We start from the raw sequence: 16,193 nt of genomic DNA, 5'->3' as shown, positions 1-16,193 counted from the left end.
GAAAGAGGAAAGGGGGCGCCAGGCGCGTGTCGGTTCAGTGGGAACCGTTGATGATGCGATGGACCGATTCGGCGTAACGCTGCAATTGCGCAAGCGTCACGAATTCGTCGGCGGTATGGGCCTGGGCGATGTCGCCCGGGCCATAGACCAGCGCGGTGTAGCCACCGGCCGAAAACAGCGATGCTTCGGTCCAGAAGTCCACTGCGTTGCCGATCGGCAGATCCAGCGCATCGGCTACATCGCGTGCGGCCAGACGACGTTCTTCTGCGCGTGCGATGTCGCCGGATGGCAGGCTCGGCCCGCGAAAGGTTTCTTCGAAATGCGCTGCCGCCGGTTCGGCGAATCCGGCGAAGGTTGCCAGCAATCCATCCACATCCATCGACGGCAGCGGACGAAAGCCGAAGCGCACTTCGGCTGCCGGCGCGATCATGTTGGCCTTGATGCCGCCCTCGACGCGTCCGATGTTGAAGCGCAATCCGGTCAAACCACCGAAGCGCGCATGCGCCAGCGATTCGACATGGTCCAGCGCCTTGCCGCCCCAGCGCATTGCCTGATGCAAGGCACTTGCAGAGGGGTCCTGTTTGCCCGAGGCGTGCCCGGCGCGCCCGGCAAACCGCATCAGCACCGAACTGATACCACGATGCGCCAGCACCGCTTCGCCCATGGTCGGCTCGGCCACCACGACAGCTTCATACGGCACGCCACGCGCCAGGAACGCGGCGATACAGCGCGGATCATTGGCTTCTTCGTCCGAAGAAAACAGGAACGCGGCATCGCCGTCACCGGTATTGGCCGCGGCAACCAACGCCGCCGCCGCGCCCTTGATGTCGCACACGCCCAAGCCCACCACGCGGTCGTCCAGACGCCGCATTACGTGCGGGTCGGCACTCCAGTACGGCGAATCCGGCACGGTATCCAGATGCACATTGAACAGGTACTTCGGCGTGCCGCGCACCGCGTACAGGCTCACCGCACCTGCACCGTGATCGACCACCTCGACCTCAAACCCCGGCAGCTGCGCACGCAGGTAATCGAAGATGCCGCCTTCGGCGGCAATCGCACGCGGCGGATTGCGGGTGTCGAACGCCACCAGCGCCTGCAGGTGGTCCAGCGTGGAGGTGAGCAGGTCAGTCATGTGTGTCAGTCAGCCGTGGTGGTGGTGGTGCGGTAGAGATCGGGATAGGCGATTTCCATCAACGCCTGCGGCCGCGCCGGCGCGGCGAAGCCGTGCTGTGCGTACAGCGCATGCGCATCGGAGGTGGCGAGCATGAGGCGGCGAAGGCCTTGCAGATGCGGATGGGCCATTACTGCCGCCACCAGTTGCTTGCCATAGCCGCACCCACGGTGTGCATCAAGCACGAACACATCGGCGAGATAGCCGAAGGTGGCACCGTCGGTGATCACTCTGGCGAACGCCACCTGCCCTACGCCCTCGCAATAACCGCCGAAACACAGCGAGCCGTCGATCGCCCGCTGCACCGTGTCCAGCGGGATGCCCAGGCACCAATAGGCCTGCTCGCTGAGGAAGCGATGGATCAACGGCAGATCGAGTTCCTGCTTGTCGGTACTGATGCGTAGTGCGGGCATGGGTTCCATCGCAGTGGCCCTCTTCTCCCCTCCCCATGGAAGAGAGAGGGGCCTTTTGCTCAGCGGTTGACCTGCGCGTACAGCGTGGAGCTCATCCCGAACAGCTTGATGAAGCCCTCGGCCTCTTCCACGCCCCAGTCGGCCGATTGCGCGTAGGTCGCACCCTTGGTGTTGAGCAGGTGCGGCGAACGCACCGCCACCGCATCGACGCGGCCGCCGCGGGTTTCCAGCGTCACCTCGCCATTGACCTTGGCCTGCGAGGACTTCAGGAACGCCTCGATATCGCTCTTGAGCGGGTCGTGATAGAAGCCTTCGTACACCAGCTCCACCCACTTGCGCGCCACGTCCGGCTTGAAGCGGTTCTGCTGCTTGGTCAGCACCGCATCTTCCAGTGCACGGTGCGCGGTGAGCAGCGAAATCAGGCCCGGCGCTTCGAATACGATGCGGCCCTTCAAACCGATCACGGTATCGCCGGTATAGACGCCGCGGCCCACGCCGTACTGCGCGAACAAGGTGTTGAGCTTGGCCAGGATCTTCGCACCCGGCAGCGGCTTGCCGTCCAGTTCCACCGCTTCGCCTTCGACGAACTTCAGCGTCACCGTCAGCGCTTCGCTCGGCCAGGCGCTGCGCGGCGCGCACCAGCCGCGCGCGCCCTCGCCCGGCGCTTCCCAACGGTCGATCTCGCCGCCGGACATGGTCAGGCCCAGCAGGTTCTCGTTGATGGTGTAGGCCTGCTGTTTGGCACGCACGCCGAAGCCACGCGCTTCCAGATACTTCTGCTCATAGGCACGGGTCTGGGTGTGCTCTTTCTGGATCTCGCGAATCGGCGCGACGATCTGATAGTCGCCCAGCGCCTTCACTGCCAGGTCGAAACGCACCTGGTCGTTGCCCATGCCGGTGCAACCGTGCGCAATGATGCGCGTGCCCAATTCTTCGGCACGCTTGAGCGCAGCATCCACGATCAGGTAGCGGTCGGACACCAGCAACGGATACTGGCCCTGGTACCCCTCGCCCGCCCACACGAACGGCTTGACGAAGCCTTCCCAGATCGCCGGGCCACCGTCCACGGTGACGTGGCTGGCCGCGCCCAATTCGGCAGCGCGCTTCTCGATGAACTCACGTTCTTCGGCATCCACACCACCGGTATCGGCAAACACGGTGTGCACCGCGTAGCTGCGCTCCTGGAGATACGGAATGCAGAAGCTGGTGTCCAGACCACCGGAAAACGCGAGAACGATGTCCTTGGTGCCGGAAGTCGCGATGGGGAATTCGGGATTGGTGGAAGCAGCGCTCATCATTGTTCCTTAGTACGTAAATGTGGGGGCCAAGGTGTTGCTGTTGCGATTCTCTATTCCCGATTCCCGATTCCGGCTTGCGAAGCAAGCGCCGCCATGATCGCCTTCTGCACATGCAGGCGATTTTCGGCTTCGTCGATGGCGATGCAGTTGGGCGAATCCATCACAGCGTCGGTCGCCTTGACGTTGCGACGCAGCGGCAGGCAATGCGAGAACACGCCATTGTTGGTCAGCGCCAACTTGCGTTCGTCGACGATGAAATGCTTGTACTGGTCGCGAATCGGTTTTTCCGGTTCCCAGTTGCCGAAGAACGGCAGCGCGCCCCAGCTCTTGGCGTAGACGACATCGGCGCCGGCATAGGCGCTGTCGATGTCATGGCTGACCTGTAGCGAACCACCGCTTTCGACCACGTTTTGCGCGGCCCAGTCCATGTAGCGCTGATCCAGGATGTAATCCGGCGTCGGGCACAGCAGGGTCACGTCCATGCCCATGCGGGTGGCGATGGTCAGCGCCGAGTTGGCCACCGCTGTGTTCAGCGGCTTGGGGTGGTAGGTCCAGGTCAGCACGTACTTCTTGCCGCGCAGATCCTGGGTACCAAAGTGTTCCTGCAGCGCCAGCGCATGCGCCAGCTCCTGGCACGGGTGGGTGATGGTTTCCATGTTGATCACCGGCACCGGCGAATACTTGGCAAAGCTCTTGAGCACCTGGTCTTCGCGGTCCTTGGACCAGTCCACGAACTTCGGAAACGCGCGCACACCGATCAGGTCGACGTAACGCCCCAGCACACGCGCCACTTCGGCGATGTGCTCTTCGGTGTCGCCGTCCATGACCGTGCCCAGATTGAATTCGATCGGCCACGCATCCTTGCCCGGCTGCAAGACCACCGCATGCCCGCCCAATTGAAATGCGCCCAGCTCGAAGCTGGTACGGGTGCGCATGGACGGGTTGAAGAACACCAGCGCAATCGACTTGCCCTTCAGCTCGCTTCCCAGCTTGTTGCGTTTGAACAACGCGGCCTGGGTCAACAGCGCGTCCAGTTCGGCGCGGCTCCAGTCCTGGGTGTTCAAGAAGTGCTTCAGTGACATCGATCGATCCTTTGCTGCGTGCTACTGCTGCGTTTGTCCGCCAGGAGCGACGGGGTGCGCGACATGCGCGTTTCTTGCGGTTGAAACTTTCGTGACGCCAAAACGAAAAAACCCAGCCTGGGAGCTGGGTCTTCGACGTCGGAACAGCAAACGCCCCGGCTTACCCAGCGAACATGTGGGATTCCGGTCGGCGGGCACGCGAGGTCATGCCGGAGGCCATCCGGGCGGCGCTGGTGTCGTGCTGAAAGGCGTTTGCTTGCATAGGGCGCGAATCCTCGCACGCATGTGGGCACGGCGCAACCGCTGCGCATCTCATCGCGGCGGCGCGACGATGGCGTCGGGAATGTACGGGGTCACCGAAACCCGGATGCGCAGCCGGTTACCCGGATCTTCCGGCAACCGCGAACGGTATTTGGTGCCCTTGTAGACATAGTCCACGTCGAAGGCGATTGGCCGGCGGAACTCGCGCGGCACTTCCACGACCTTGCAGTTGCGTCGCGTGCTGGTCGGGGGCACCGCAGCGGGCGCGGCCGGTTCGGGGCGACGCGAGAACATTTCCTTGACCGAATCCACCATGCGGTTGATGCGGCCCTCGTCCTCGGACGGCGCTGCAGCAGCCTGTACCGCCTGTTCGGATTCGCATTGCTCTTCGATACGCGTGGCGCGAAGCGTCTGGTAGACCGGCTCGACGTTGAGCACCTGCGCATAATCCAGCTTCACGTTCTCGATGACCACGACCCGATTCTTGGGGTCGGGCTCTGCCGCGTACGCCGGAATGAGGTGCCCGGCAAACGTACACAGCAGCATGAAGAACGAAGAAGGTCGCATCAGTACCGGGAACGCGCAGCCAGGCAGTACGTAAGTGTATGGAGCTTGCGGCCGCGTGGGCTGAACGCAACCCATCCGGTCGCCATTGTCAGGCTGGCGATTCGCCATCGCGCCACAACGGGCTAGAATCGCGCGATTGCCCTTTTTCGGATGCCGATGAGCCTGCGCCTGCACAACAACCTGACGCGGCGGGTCGAGCCGTTCGCGCCGCTCGATCCGTCCAGCCCCACCCTGTATGTCTGCGGTCCCACCGTCTACAACTACGCGCATATCGGTAACGCCCGCGGCCCGGTGGTCTTCGATGTGCTTGCCGCATTGCTGCGGCGACGCTACGGCGCGCTGCGCTACGCGCGCAACATCACCGACGTGGACGACAAGATCAACGCCGCCGCGCAGGCGCAGGGTGTGCCGATTTCGACGATCACCGACCGCTTCGCGGCGATCTACCGGCAGGACATGGCGGCGCTTGGCGTGGTTCCACCGGACATCGAACCGGAGGCCACCGCGCATATCCCGCAGATCGTGGCGATGATCGAGCAGCTGATCGCCAATGGGCATGCCTACGCCGCAGAAGGCCACGTGCTGTTTTCGGTTTCCAGCTTCGATGGCTACGGCAAGCTCTCGCGGCGCGACCCGGACGAAATGCTGGCCGGCGCGCGCGTGGACGTGGCGCCGTACAAGCGCGACCCCGGCGACTTTGTGCTGTGGAAACCCTCCAGCGCCGACCTGCCCGGCTGGGAATCGCCCTGGGGCCGCGGCCGCCCGGGTTGGCATATCGAATGCTCGGCGATGGCTGCGGCGCATCTGGGCCCCACCATCGACATTCATGCCGGCGGCGTGGACCTGCAGTTTCCGCATCACGAAAACGAGATTGCGCAGAGCGAGTGCGCGCATGGCGGCGCCACCTTTGCGCGGTTCTGGCTGCACAACGGCATGCTCAATTTCAGCGGCGCGAAGATGAGCAAGTCGCTGGGCAATATCGAAACCGTGCACGAGCTCATCGCCAGGCATCCGCCCGAAGCGCTGCGCTATGCGCTGTTGAGCGCGCATTACCGTCAGCCGCTGGATTGGTCGGATGGGCTGATCGAGCAGGCGAAAAACACGCTGGACCGGTTGTATGGCACGTTGCGGGATCTGGCTGCGCTGCAAGCCGATAGCGGCAACGATGTAGCGCCATCGAGGACGATTCCCGTCGAGGTGGAGTCCGCGCTCGAAGACGATCTCAACACGCCGCTGGCCTTGTCGGTTATCGCCAGCATCGCCTCGGAAGCCCGCGCGCTGCGCAATGAGTTGGTTCATGGCGGCGAACCCTCGACGCGTATGAGCGACCTTCATGCGGTGCACGCGAAGTTGCTGGGCGCCGGCTTGGCCTTGGGACTGCTGCAGCAAGACCCGGCCGCCTGGTTCTCGCGCGGCACTGATGCCGGCGACGATGCACGCATCACCGCCTTGGTCGAAGAACGCAGCACGGCAAAAAAAGCCAAGGATTTTGCCCGCGCCGATGCCATCCGCAAGCAACTGGCAGAAGAAGGCATCGTGCTCGAAGACACCCCGCAAGGCGTGCGCTGGAAACGCGCTTGACCTTCTCCCTTCTCCCGCCGGGAGAAGGTGCCCCGCAGGGGCGGATGAGGGTACGGGCGAAGCCGCATGAGAGAAGTTAATGCACGTGGCTCCGCCCGTACCCTCACCCCAACCCCTCTCCCATAGGGAGAGGGGCTATCACCGACTGATTCTGGATGTTAGATGACCACCTCCCCCTTCCCGCTCGAACCCACCGCCGTCGACGCGCAGGCCGCCATTGCCGAGGAATTCTCCTTTTTTGGCGACTGGTCCGAGCGCTACCAGTACCTGATCGATCTTGGCCGCAAGTTGCCCACCTTCCCGGAACAATGGAAAACCGAAGAGCACCGCCTGCACGGCTGCCAATCGATGGTCTGGATCGTGCCGGAAGGCAACGCCGAGCGGCTGGATTTCCATGCCGTCAGCGATTCGGCCATTGTCTCCGGGCTGATCTACCTTGCGCTGCGCGTGTATTCGGGGCGTAGCGCGCAAGAGATCCTGGCCACCGAGCCTGACTACATCGCCGGAATCGGCCTGGCCAAGCATCTGTCGCCGACCCGCAGCAACGGCGTGGCGGCGATGCTGGCCTTCATCCGCGATACCGCGCGCGCGCAGCAGTGAGCACGCCTGCCCCGTCGCCCGCCGATTCGCTGCGGACGCTGCTCGCCCATCCAGGCTTCGGCCTGGTGCTGCTCTACCGCGTGGCGGCGATGCTGTCCTACCAGATCGTCGCCGTGACGGTCGGTTGGCATATCTACGAAATTACCGGCAACCCGCTCTCGCTGGGGCTGATCGGCCTGGCCGAAATCCTGCCGTTCTTCTGCATCGCCCCCTTCGCCGGCTACCTGGTCGATCACCTGCCGCGCCGCCGGCTGGGCATGGTCGCCGTGCTGGGTTTGGTCGCGACCGCGCTGCTGCTGTTGGCGATCACGCAAGGCTGGCTGCCCGTCGAAGGCGTGTGGCCGATCTATGCCGCCATCTCGCTCACCGGCGCGGCGCGCTCTTTTTTGTCGCCGGTCTACAACGCCTTGTTCGCACGGGCGCTGCCTCGCGAGGCATTCGCGCGCGGTGCCAGCATCGGCAGCGTCACCTTCCAGGCCGGCATGGTGATCGGCCCGGCGCTGGGCGGTGTGCTGGTCGGCTGGGGCGGCAAGGGCCTGGCCTACGGGGTCGCCGCCAGCGTGGCGATGCTGGCGATCCTGGCGTTGGCACTGCTGCGTGTCAGCGAGCCGGTCAGCGAGGGCCCACGTGCGCCGATCTTCCGCAGCATCGCCGAAGGCGCGCAGTTCGTACTGTCCAACCAGATCATGCTGGGCGCGATGGCGCTGGACATGTTTTCGGTACTGCTCGGCGGCGCGGTATCGATGTTGCCGGCCTTCATCCACGACATCCTGCACTACGGCCCCGAAGGCCTGGGCATCCTGCGCGGCGCGCCGGCGCTGGGTTCGATCGTGGTTGGCGTGTGGCTGGCGCGGCACCCGCTGCAGCGCAATGCCGGACGCGTCCTGCTGCTGTCGGTGGCCGGCTTCGGACTCTGCACCATCGCCTTCGGACTGTCGCGCCATTTCTGGCTGTCCGCTGCAATCCTGCTGGTGTACGGCATGTGCGACGGCGTCTCGGTGGTGGTGCGCCAGACCATCCTGCAGCTGGCCACCCCCGATGCCATGCGTGGCCGGGTGTCTTCGATCAACGGCATCTTCATCGGCTCGTCCAACGAGCTGGGCGCGTTCTACGACGGCGTCATGGCGCGCCTGGTCGGCCTGGTGCCGGCGGTGGTCATCGGCGGCTGTGTCACCCTGGGCGTGGTGGCCACCACCGCCTGGAAGGCGCCGCGCCTGCGCAAGCTGGACCTGCGCGATCTGCAGTGAGCTGCGCGATCGCGTGATTGCCTGTGCCCACAGCGCCGCTGCGGTGCGAAGGTGTTCGAGCTGCGGGCCGCAGTCACGTGCCGCCACGCAGCTGCGTGCGACGGCGTCCCACAAACGGCGCTGACTGACCAAGCGCTAATTCGACGTATCAGGCGCCCATAAAAAAAACCCCGCACATGGCGGGGTCTTTCGGCGAGCCGGGCGGACGGTCAGTCGCCCTGCTGCTTCTGCAAGTGCTCCCAACGCTCCTGGGCGTCGATGGTGCGCTCGGCGGTCAGACGCGCTTCCAGGCGGTCCAGGCCAATCTCTTCGCCGGTGTCCACGCAGTAACCGTAGTCGCCGTCTTCCAGACGCTTGAGCGTGCTGTCGATCTTGGAGATCAGCTTGCGGGCGCGATCACGGGCACGCAGTTCCAGCGAGTTTTCGGTCTCGCGGGTGGCGCGTTCGGCTTCGTCGCCGATGTCACGCACTTCTTCGCGCAGGTTTTCGATGGTCTGCTTGGATTCCTCCACCATCTCGTTGCGCCAGCTCTGCAGACGCTGGCGGAAATATTCTTGCTGCAGCTTGTTCATGTACTCCTCGTCCGCGGCAGGCTTGTAACCCTGCGGCAGGATCGGGCGACCGGTGGCTTCGTCGGTCTTGTACTCGACCACCTTGTACTTGGTCTTGGGCGCCGAGCTGGACGGCTTGGACGTCACGGCCACGGCCACCTTGCCGACCGGACGGGTCGCAGCAGGCTTGGCGGGGGCTTCGGTTTTGGTTGGCGTTTTTGCGGAAGATTTCGAAACGGGCACGGGATTCTTAGATGACGGGGTCGCAGGCTTTGCCGGCTTCGCAGGGACGGCCTTGGGGACCGGTGCGGGCGCGGGCTTCTCGGCCTTGACCGGGACTGACTTGGCCGGAGCCGGCTTGGTGGCCGGCTTCGGTACGGACTTGGACGCCACCGGCTTGGCAGCCGGTTTGGCGGCAGCCGGAGCTGCCTTTTTCGCCGCCGGCTTGGCAGCACTCTTGGCGACGGGTTTCACTGCCTTGGGGGCTGCGGACGCGGTGGGCTTGGAAGCCGGCGCCGGCTTGGCGGCGGCCTTCTTCGCAGGTGCCTTCTTCGCGGGTGCCTTCTTGGCAGCCGGCTGCTTGGTCGCCGGCTTTGCGGCCGGTTTCGCAGCAGCAGACGTCGCTGCCTTTTTCGCAACGGGTTTGGCGGACTTCTTGGCGGCCTCTACGGCCTTTTTTGCAGATTTTTTAGCAGCCACGAAACGCTCATCCTTAGTTCCCCCGGGGCCCGGGAAAGCGGGCCTTTATAACGTACCCCGCGGACCCCCGGCAACCACCTATTAATGCAAGTGGCATATCATTGGCAAGTGATCTCACGCCTGCTCATCGCGCTGCTGCGCGTCTACAAGCTCGTCATCAGCCCCCTGCTCGGGCCGCGTTGCCGTTTTGCACCAAGCTGTTCGGACTACGCGATGACCGCCATCGGCCGCTTCGGCCCGCTGCGCGGCAGCTGGCTTGCCGCACGCAGGCTCGGCCGCTGTCATCCCTTCCATCCGGGCGGATTCGATCCGGTGCCCGATGCGCCCACCTCGCCCTCCCCGTCTTCTTCCTGCAGCTGCAAAGGACCCCATCCATGAGCCGAACCGTCATCGTCAATGCCCGCCTGGTCAATGAAGGCAAGGAGTTCGACGCCGATCTCCTGATCGAGGGCGGCCGCATCGCCAAGATCGACAGCAAGATCGTCCCTGCCCCTGGCGATACCGTGGTGGACGCCGCCGGACGCTGGGTGCTGCCAGGCATGATCGACGACCAGGTGCACTTCCGCGAGCCCGGCCTGACCCACAAGGGCGACATCGCGACCGAATCCGGCGCCGCTGTCGCTGGTGGCCTGACCAGCTTCATGGACATGCCCAACACCAATCCGCCGACCCTGGATGCCGCCGCACTGCAGGCCAAGTACGACGCCGCCGCCGGGCGCGCCTGGGCCAACTACGGCTTCTACATGGGCGCCAGCAACGACAACCTGGCCCACATCCAATCGCTGGACCCCAAGACTGCACCAGGCATCAAGGTGTTCATGGGCGCCTCCACCGGCAACATGCTGGTCGATAACCCCGAAACGCTGGACGCCATCTTCCGCGACGCGCCCACGCCGATCATCACTCACTGCGAAGACACCCCGACCATTGATGCGACGATGGCGCAGTACAAGGAAAAGTATGGCGATGCGCTGACACCGGAGATGCACCCGGACATCCGTTCGCGTCAAGCCTGCCTGAAGTCGTCGCAGCTGGCGGTGTCGCTGGCGCGCAAGCACAACACCCGCCTGCACGTACTGCACATCTCCACTGCCGACGAGCTGTCGCTGTTCGAAGCCGGCCCGCTGGTCGATGCCGACGGCAAGCTGCGCAAGCGCATTACCGCCGAGACCTGCATCCACTTCTTGCGCTTCGATCGCAGCGATTACGCGCGACTGGGCAACCTGATCAAGTGCAACCCCGCGATCAAGGACGCCGAAGATCGTCTGGCGCTCATCGATGCGCTGGCCGAAGACGTCATCGACGTGCTCGCCACCGACCACGCCCCGCACACCTGGGAAGAAAAGCAAGAGCCCTATGCGCAGGCGCCCTCGGGCCTGCCGCTGGTGCAGTACGCGCTGGTCGCGGCACTGGAGCTGGTGCACGAAGGCAAGTTGCCGATCACCCGTATCGTGCAGAAGTTCGCGCATGCGCCGGCGCAGTTGTTCGATGTGGAAGAACGCGGCTTCCTGCGCGAAGGCTATTTCGCCGACCTGGTGATGATCGACAACACGCCGTTCACCGTGAAGCGCGAGCAGGTGCTGTCCAGGTGCGGCTGGTCGCCGTTCGAAGGCACCACCTTCCGTTCGCGCATTGCCGCAACCTGGGTCAACGGCCAGCAGGTGTGGGATGGCGAACAGCTGGTGGGCAGCGCTGCCGGCCAGCGCCTGACCTTCGACCGCTGATGCGCGCAGTCCTGTTTGGCGCCTGGTTGATCCTGGCGCCAGTCGCGCTGGTTGCAGGACGCGCCGATGCGCAGAGTGCGGCCGTCGCAACTGATGTCGTGTTTCCGCAAAGCGCTTCGCAAGGTGCGCTGGTAATCGGCAAGGTGCCGGCTGATAGCAAGGTGCAATACGCCGGCCGCAGCTTGCGTGTGAGCGGTTATGGAAGCGTCGTGTTCGGTATCGGCCGCGATGCGACCGGGCCTTTGCAGGTGCAGGTCACCCAACCCGATGGCAGCACGCGGACCGTGAGCATCGCAGTGACGCCGCGCGACTGGCCGGTGGAACGCGTCAATGGCGTGCCGCCCAAGACGGTCAACCCGCCGGCCGAGATTGCTGCGCGCATCAAACGCGAACAGGCGCAGGTCACGGCGGCGCGCGACCGCGATGACGCACGCACCGATTTCGCCCAACCCTTCATCTGGCCGGTGCAGGGACGCATCAGCGGCCGCTTCGGCAATGCACGCGTGTACAACGGCCAGCCCGGCGCCGGCCATTCGGGCATGGACATCGCCGTACCCACCGGCACCCCGGTGAAGGCACCGGCTGCCGGCGTGGTGACGTTCGCGGCGCCGGACCTGTATCTCACCGGTGGCACGGTGCTGCTGGATCACGGCTTCGGGGTAAGCTCGAATTTCCTGCACTTGTCGCGTATCGACGTGAAGGTGGGCGACCGGGTCGAGCAAGGCCAGGTGATTGCCGCGGTTGGTGCCACCGGGCGCGCCACGGGGCCGCATCTGCATTGGGGGATGAATTGGTTCGACACCCGCATCGATCCGTTGCTGGTGCTTGAGCGGACGAAGTAGAGCGTTCGAAAGATCGCCTCTTTGACGCGCGGTGGCATTGAAGACGCTGTTATACGCTTCCTGTAAGAGCCTGCTTGGCCAGCCCGGTCTTCTGCTGACTCGAGTTTCCCTCACACAAATTATCGCGTCTCGGACGTACTGGAACGGAGCCGCAACAGTGGATAGCAATGCAGGCGTGGCCAACGTTGATCACATCGGGTTTGCCGTTTCATCTCTTGACGAGGCTATCCGGTTCTGGACCGAGGCCCTGGGGTTCACGCTCGAACGACAGGCAGAGATGGGCGGCGATTTCCTGCATCAGGTCACCGGCGTGGATGATCCGAGCGTGCGAACGGCAATCGTGAAGGCTCCGGACGGATTCATCGTCGAGTTGCTGCAATATTCCAAAGGTCGTCGGAATGGGCAGTCGCCGGAAAGCGCGGGTGCGATCGGGGCTGCCCATCTGGCGCTGACCGTCCGGGATATCCATGCGGCCATCTGCCGTGTCGAGGCGGCCGGGTGGAAGGCGAAGGGCAAGCCGCTGCCGATTCCGGGAGGTCCGAGAACAGGAACGCTCACCGCCTACGTGTCTGGTCCCGACCATATTTCCATCGAGTTCATGCAGCCCGCTGGACCGTGACAGAACCGGCGCGCCCCAACGACCGGCGCGGTCGTCGGCGGGATGACACCGAATGGTCGCATCCCCGCCCCGTTGATGGACCATGATCCCGATCCGCCTTAGCGTGCGGCTGCAGAGTCATTCTGCGATGACCCCACTATTTGATGCATCGCGACCACTGGATCAGGCCCCCTCAATTTAACAACGGGCCACACCCTGCGGCGCCAGAAGAAAAACGCAACCCACGACCATTGCGCCGGAACGCTACACACCCGGTCAGAGGCGACCCACCCGTTGTGCCTGTGTTCGCCAGCGGGCTTTGGGGTATAACCGAGGCGACCGTCGCGCGTCGCTGCAGCTGAACGCTTGAGTTGCTGACGGTCGGTCCGTCGCTTCGGCGTCGGGCGTGCTTCATCTCCCCTCCCCCGACTGCAGGAGATGTGCGACATGCGCAACGAGCACCTCAAACCGACCCTGGGCACCTGGCAGCTGTGGGGCATCGCGGTGGGGCTGGTGATTTCAGGCGAGTATTTCGGCTGGAGTTACGGCTTGGGCACCGCCGGTACGCTCGGCTTTCTGGCGACCACGCTGCTGGTCGCCGTGATGTACACCTGCTTCATCTTCAGCTTCACCGAATTGACCACCGCCATTCCCAATGCGGGCGGGCCCTTCGCCTACAGCCTGCGCGCGTTCGGCACCTATGGCGGCATGCTGGCGGGCCTGGCCACGTTGATCGAATTCGTCTTCGCGCCGCCGGCCATCGCGATGGCGATCGGCGCGTATCTGAATGTGCAGTACCCCATGCTCGATCCGCGCATCGCAGCGATTGGCGCCTACCTGGTCTTCATGAGCTTGAACATCGTGGGCGTGGCGATTGCAGCGACCTTCGAGCTGATCGTGACCTTGCTGGCGGTGATCGAGTTGCTGGTGTTCATGGGTGTGGTGGCGCCGGGTTTCAGCGTGGCGCGCTTCGCCGCCAACGGCTGGGCCGGCAGCGACGTGTTCGGGCCGGCGGCCATTTCCGGAATCTTCGCCGCGATTCCGTTTGCGATCTGGTTTTTCCTGGCGATCGAAGGGGCAGCGATGGCGGCCGAAGAAGCCAAAGACCCCACGCGCACGATTCCGCGCGCCTACATCGCCGGCATTCTCACCCTGGTGATCTTGGCGCTGGGGGTGATGGTGTTTGCCGGCGGCGTCGGCGACTGGCGCCAGCTGTCCAACATCAACGACCCGCTGCCGCAGGCGATGAAGGCGGTGGTCGGCAACAGTTCCAGCTGGTTGCACATGCTGGTGTGGATCGGCCTGTTCGGGCTGGTGGCGAGTTTCCACGGCATCATCCTGGGCTATTCGCGGCAGTTCTTCGCGCTGGCGCGTGCCGGCTTCCTGCCGCATGGGCTGGCCAGGCTGTCGCGTTTTCGCACGCCGCATCGCGCCATTCTGGCCGGCGGCGTCATCGGCATTGCGGCAATCTGCAGCGACAGCGTGGTCAAGATCCAGGGCATGTCGTTGACCGCAGCGATGATCACCATGTCGGTGTTCGGGGCGATCGTGATGTATGTGATGAGCATGCTCAGCCTGTTCAAGCTGCGTCGCGCCGAACCGGGGTTGGAGCGTAGTTTCCGCGCACCGGGGTACCCGGTGGTGCCGGCCATTGCGCTGCTGCTGGCGCTGGTGTGCCTGGTACCGATGGTGTGGTTCAACCCGATTGTGGCGTTGATCTTTCTGGGCCTGCTGCTGTTCGGCGCGGCGTGTTGCGTCCTTAGCCTGCGCACCCAGCACACGCCCGCGGCCCGCGCCGGATGAGCGGCTTTGCCTTCACCGCAGGCGGCGAGCGTTTTCGGTTTGCCGATCTGAAGCAGCTGCTGGCCAAGGCGACGCCGGCACGCTCCGGCGACCAGCTGGCCGGCCTTGCCGCCGACTCCGGCCTGCAGCGCGTCGCCGCACAGATGGCGCTGGCCGATCTACCGCTGCAGCATTTCCTGCAGGAGGCGGTGGTGCCTTATGAAGCAGACGAAGTCACCCGGCTGATCATCGACCAGCACGATGCCGTTGCATTTGCCGCTGTGGCGCATCTCACCGTGGGCGGCTTCCGCGATTGGCTGCTGAGTGCGCAGGCCGACGAAGCCGCATTAACCGCATTGGCACCCGGCCTGACGCCGGAAATGGTGGCCGCGGTGTCCAAATTGATGCGGGTGCAGGACCTGATCCTGGTGGCGCAGAAAACCCGGGTCGTCACCCGCTTCCGCAACACGCTGGGGTTGCGCGGACGCCTGTCGACGCGCCTGCAGCCCAACCACCCCACCGATGACGCCACCGGCATTGCCGCCAGCGTGCTCGACGGCTTGTTGTACGGCAACGGCGATGCGGTGATCGGCATCAACCCGGCCAGCGACAGCCTGGCCGCAACCACGGCCTTGTTGCGCATGCTCGATGCGGTGATCAGCGGTTATCGGATCCCCACGCAATCGTGCGTGCTAGCGCACATCACCACCACCATCGAAGCGATCGGTCGTGGCGTGCCGGTGGATCTGGTGTTTCAGTCGATCGCCGGCACCGAAGCGGCCAATGCCAGCTTCGGCATCAATCTGGCCTTGCTGCAGGAAGGTTACGAAGCGGGCCTGTCGCTGCGCCGCGGCAACGTCGGCGATAACGTGATGTATTTCGAAACCGGCCAGGGCAGCGCGTTGTCGGCCAATGCACACCACGGTGTGGATCAACAGACCTGCGAGGTGCGCGCCTATGCGGTGGCGCGCCACTACAAACCGCTGCTGGTGAACACCGTGGTTGGCTTCATCGGGCCGGAATATCTCTACGACGGCAAGCAGATCATCCGCGCCGGGCTGGAGGATCACTTCTGCGGCAAGTTGCTCGGCGTGCCGATGGGCTGCGACATCTGCTACACCAATCATGCCGAGGCCGATCAGGACGACATGGATATGTTGCTCACCCTGCTCGGTACTGCCGGCATCAACTTCATCATGGGCATTCCCGGCTCGGACGATGTGATGCTGAACTACCAGACCACCTCGTTTCACGATGCGCTGTATGCGCGCCAGGCGCTTGGCCTGCGCGCTGCGCCCGAATTCGAACAGTGGCTGGAGCAGCACGACATCCTGCAGCTGCGCGATGGCCGCTTCGAGCTTGGCAGCGAGGTACCGGCGCCATTTCGGCGTGCATTGGCACAGGCCAGCGGTAGACCGACGCCATGAGCGTACCCTCCACACCGCCACGCGATGCCTGGGCGCAACTGCGCCAACTGACCCCCGCGCGCATTGCGCTGGGCCGGGTGGGGACCAGTCTGCCGACGGACGCGCACCTGGAGTTCCAGCTGGCGCATGCGCAGGCACGCGATGCGGTGCATCTGGCATTCGACCCGGCACCGCTTCAGGCCGCGCTGGAGCAACGCGGGCGCAGCAGCATCGACGTCCACCCAATTTTGAGTAGCGCCTCAGTTTGGAGTCCAATTCCCTACCCCGAGGAGATTGGACGTGAAGAAACGTTTTACTGACGAGCAGGTCATCGGCTTTCTGCGCGAAGCCGAAAGCGGCGTGGCGAT

At 64.4% G+C, this 16,193-nt stretch carries 16 protein-coding genes and 2 pseudogenes; 12 read left to right on the top strand and 6 right to left on the bottom strand.

From position 1 onward, the window contains the following. Positions 1-34: 34 nt before the first annotated feature. From F7R02_RS08720 to F7R02_RS08700, 5 genes are all read right to left on the bottom strand, one after another. Positions 35-1,135 (bottom strand): acetylornithine deacetylase, encoded by a 1,101-nt coding sequence (locus F7R02_RS08720; RefSeq protein ID WP_078537544.1) that lies wholly within the window; start codon positions 1,133-1,135, stop codon positions 35-37. A gap of 5 nt (positions 1,136-1,140) precedes the next feature. Then, positions 1,141-1,596 (bottom strand): GNAT family N-acetyltransferase, encoded by a 456-nt coding sequence (locus tag F7R02_RS08715; RefSeq protein WP_078589424.1) that lies wholly within the window; start codon positions 1,594-1,596, stop codon positions 1,141-1,143. Between the two features lie 50 nt (positions 1,597-1,646). Then, positions 1,647-2,885 (bottom strand): argininosuccinate synthase, encoded by a 1,239-nt coding sequence (locus tag F7R02_RS08710; protein ID WP_172397203.1) that lies wholly within the window; start codon positions 2,883-2,885, stop codon positions 1,647-1,649. Between the two features lie 50 nt (positions 2,886-2,935). Next, positions 2,936-3,967, bottom strand: a complete 1,032-nt coding sequence (locus F7R02_RS08705) for an N-acetylornithine carbamoyltransferase (protein WP_078589428.1) — start codon at positions 3,965-3,967, stop codon at positions 2,936-2,938. 312 nt (positions 3,968-4,279) lie between these two features. Then, complete coding sequence (locus tag F7R02_RS08700; RefSeq protein WP_003486945.1) at positions 4,280-4,774, bottom strand: hypothetical protein; 495 nt, start codon at positions 4,772-4,774, stop codon at positions 4,280-4,282. A gap of 177 nt (positions 4,775-4,951) precedes the next feature. On the opposite strand from F7R02_RS08700, the gene cysS reads away from it, so the two are divergent. From cysS to F7R02_RS08685, 3 genes are all read left to right on the top strand, one after another. Further along, positions 4,952-6,376, top strand: coding sequence for a cysteine--tRNA ligase (gene cysS / locus F7R02_RS08695; RefSeq protein ID WP_015463287.1), 1,425 nt, complete (start codon positions 4,952-4,954; stop codon positions 6,374-6,376). Between the two features lie 162 nt (positions 6,377-6,538). After that, positions 6,539-6,976 (top strand): SufE family protein, encoded by a 438-nt coding sequence (locus F7R02_RS08690; protein WP_005913111.1) that lies wholly within the window; start codon positions 6,539-6,541, stop codon positions 6,974-6,976. Then, positions 6,973-8,223: an MFS transporter gene (locus F7R02_RS08685; protein WP_003486939.1), complete on the top strand. Its 1,251-nt coding sequence runs from the start codon at positions 6,973-6,975 to the stop codon at positions 8,221-8,223. The genes F7R02_RS08690 and F7R02_RS08685 overlap by 4 nt, the downstream gene beginning before the upstream one ends. Positions 8,224-8,432: 209 nt before the next feature. Here the strand turns inward: F7R02_RS08685 and dksA are convergent, their stop codons facing one another. Continuing rightward, positions 8,433-8,795 carry an RNA polymerase-binding protein DksA gene (gene dksA, locus F7R02_RS26885; RefSeq protein WP_223293187.1) on the bottom strand — a complete coding sequence of 121 codons (363 nt, stop codon included), beginning with the start codon at positions 8,793-8,795 and terminating at the stop codon, positions 8,433-8,435. 184 nt (positions 8,796-8,979) lie between these two features. Here dksA and F7R02_RS26880 point away from each other — a divergent pair, with 184 nt between their 5' ends. The 9 genes and pseudogenes from F7R02_RS26880 to F7R02_RS27500 all read left to right on the top strand — a co-directional run. Further along, positions 8,980-9,558, top strand: a complete 579-nt coding sequence (locus F7R02_RS26880) for a hypothetical protein (protein WP_015463289.1) — start codon at positions 8,980-8,982, stop codon at positions 9,556-9,558. Next, on the top strand, positions 9,558-9,851 hold the full coding sequence (gene yidD, locus F7R02_RS08675) for a membrane protein insertion efficiency factor YidD (protein WP_005913106.1): 294 nt from the start codon (positions 9,558-9,560) through the stop codon (positions 9,849-9,851). Before F7R02_RS26880 ends, yidD begins: the two co-directional genes overlap by 1 nt. Further along, positions 9,848-11,197: a dihydroorotase gene (locus tag F7R02_RS08670; protein WP_078589432.1), complete on the top strand. Its 1,350-nt coding sequence runs from the start codon at positions 9,848-9,850 to the stop codon at positions 11,195-11,197. Before yidD ends, F7R02_RS08670 begins: the two co-directional genes overlap by 4 nt. Further along, positions 11,197-12,039, top strand: coding sequence for a M23 family metallopeptidase (locus F7R02_RS08665; RefSeq protein ID WP_011051533.1), 843 nt, complete (start codon positions 11,197-11,199; stop codon positions 12,037-12,039). Before F7R02_RS08670 ends, F7R02_RS08665 begins: the two co-directional genes overlap by 1 nt. 118 nt (positions 12,040-12,157) lie before the next feature. Next, positions 12,158-12,658 (top strand): VOC family protein, encoded by a 501-nt coding sequence (locus F7R02_RS08660; RefSeq protein WP_078589449.1) that lies wholly within the window; start codon positions 12,158-12,160, stop codon positions 12,656-12,658. A gap of 417 nt (positions 12,659-13,075) precedes the next feature. Beyond that, positions 13,076-14,440, top strand: coding sequence for an ethanolamine permease (eat, locus tag F7R02_RS08650; RefSeq protein ID WP_078589434.1), 1,365 nt, complete (start codon positions 13,076-13,078; stop codon positions 14,438-14,440). Next, positions 14,437-15,846, top strand: a complete 1,410-nt coding sequence (locus tag F7R02_RS08645) for an ethanolamine ammonia-lyase subunit EutB (RefSeq protein ID WP_078587370.1) — start codon at positions 14,437-14,439, stop codon at positions 15,844-15,846. Before eat ends, F7R02_RS08645 begins: the two co-directional genes overlap by 4 nt. Beyond that, positions 15,843-16,058: pseudogene (locus tag F7R02_RS08640) on the top strand (ethanolamine ammonia-lyase light chain EutC); the annotation flags it as partial. The gene F7R02_RS08645 and the pseudogene F7R02_RS08640, both read left to right, overlap by 4 nt. A 67-nt stretch (positions 16,059-16,125) precedes the next feature. Next, positions 16,126-16,193 (top strand): annotated as a pseudogene (locus F7R02_RS27500) (transposase); the annotation flags it as partial.

The sequence above is a fragment of the Xanthomonas cissicola genome (assembly GCF_008801575.1).
GTDB lineage: Bacteria > Pseudomonadota > Gammaproteobacteria > Xanthomonadales > Xanthomonadaceae > Xanthomonas > Xanthomonas cissicola.
The sequence above is the reverse complement of the archived record's forward strand: the minus strand, read 5'-3'. Positions and strand labels throughout refer to the sequence as shown.